Source organism: Rhodohalobacter sp. 8-1 (genome assembly GCF_038150125.1).
Taxonomy (GTDB): domain Bacteria; phylum Bacteroidota; class Rhodothermia; order Balneolales; family Balneolaceae; genus SW132.
In genome coordinates, this window is record NZ_JBBVMF010000048.1 from 1 (window position 1) to 1,660 (window position 1,660).

The 1,660-nt window shown below is 43.1% G+C and carries 1 protein-coding gene; it reads right to left on the minus strand.

The window, feature by feature from the left end; translation table 11 throughout:
• Positions 1 to 1,470 (minus strand): FG-GAP repeat domain-containing protein (locus tag AABW11_RS19935; RefSeq protein WP_340107089.1); only part of this gene is annotated, 1,470 nt, incomplete at its 3' end.
• Positions 1,471 to 1,660 lie beyond the last annotated feature (190 nt).

Genomic DNA, 1,660 nt, shown 5'->3' on the forward strand with positions numbered 1-1,660 from the left:
GTAGACCGCCCCGTACGAAAAGCCGGGGTCATTCATCCCCCACGCCTCGCTGTGATCGGTAAATGTTAAATCACCATTGTTACGAAACAGGTAATTGGGAATAGTATAGCGCCTGACGTTCTCAAAGATCTCAATTTGTCGTTTAATGGATCCCTCAGGATCTCCGTCAACTATTGCATTGTGCAATTTGGCAAGATGATCATAGTCCTGACCCGCAACAGGAAAACCATTTGTAACAAAGATATCTTTGAAACCATCGTTGTCAAGATCGGCAAAAAGAGCGCTCCAGCTCCAGTGTGTATATGCAACTTCTGCAATTCTGGAGACCTCACTGAAAATCACATCGTCTCTATCATCTACACCCAAATTCATTTGCAGTGAATTCATCGTATACCGGGGAAATAGACCCTGACGTGAAACATCAGACATTTTTCCATAAGTGTTTACACCACTCATACGTTTTCTCTCGGTAAGATTTTCCGGCATCATATCCGTTTGCATAATATCGGGCCACCCGTTATTCGTAAAATCAGCTATGTCAATCCCCATTCCTGAGTTACTGGTATGACGTAGCCACTCGGTTGCCCTGTCGGTAAAAGTACCATCTCTGTTATTGATATAAAAAACGTCATATGGTGCCATATCATTAGACACATAAATATCCGGCCAGCCATCATTATTTATATCAGAAACGGCTATCCCCAACCCATAACCAAGTTTTCGAATTATACCGGCTTCTTCTGAAATGTTAGTAAATGTGCCGTCACCATTATTGCGATAGAACTGATCAAGGCCACCCGGATCGATTGAACTTACTTGTGTACCGGTGGGCATCAATCCGGTATCATTTCGGGAAAATTCTACAGGTGAATTATTCATTACAAAAAGATCCAGGTCGCCATCCAGATCATAATCCAAAAATGCCGCATGAGTGGAAAAGCCTGCATCATCAATTCCGAATCCGGCCGCGGCTTCAGTAAATGTATTGTCACCGTTGTTTATGAATAGTAAATTTCTTCTATCCTCTGGTTCACTCCAAACCGTTCCCGAAGCGGAGAAGTAAATATCCGGTAACCCATCTGAGTTTATATCCACAAGAGCAACCCCGTGAATTCTTTTATCCGTATTAACACCTGAACCATCTGTAATATCATCAAAAGAGAAATCTTCGTTATTCAGGTAAACTTTAGGGTCGGCCATACTGCCGGTTAGAATAATATCCTGAAAGCCGTCATTATTGAGGTCACCAACTGCAACTCCGCCTCCATTAAAGATATAAGGGTCCAGCAAAGCATTTGTTGAATCGTCAGTGACTATCACGTTTTGGAACGTAATACCTGTTTGATTAGGGTCTAATTGTTGAAATAGCGGACCTTCTTCAGAACTACAACTCGACGACAAAAGAAGGAATAGTACCAGCCAGGCAAAACAGATAAGTATATGTGAGCTTTTATCGATATTTAAATCCATCAATGACATAGGGAATTGATAAATCAGTCGCTATTCCTGATTTCTTTGAATCCTGAACACCTGCAGGGAATCGCTGTTGTTAGCGACCATCAAAATCGTCCCGTTTGGGGTTTGCACCTGGTTGAGGCTTCGCACATCACCTGGAATCAGCAGCCCGCTTTGGGTTGGCCCGACGGGGGTGAAGGTACCG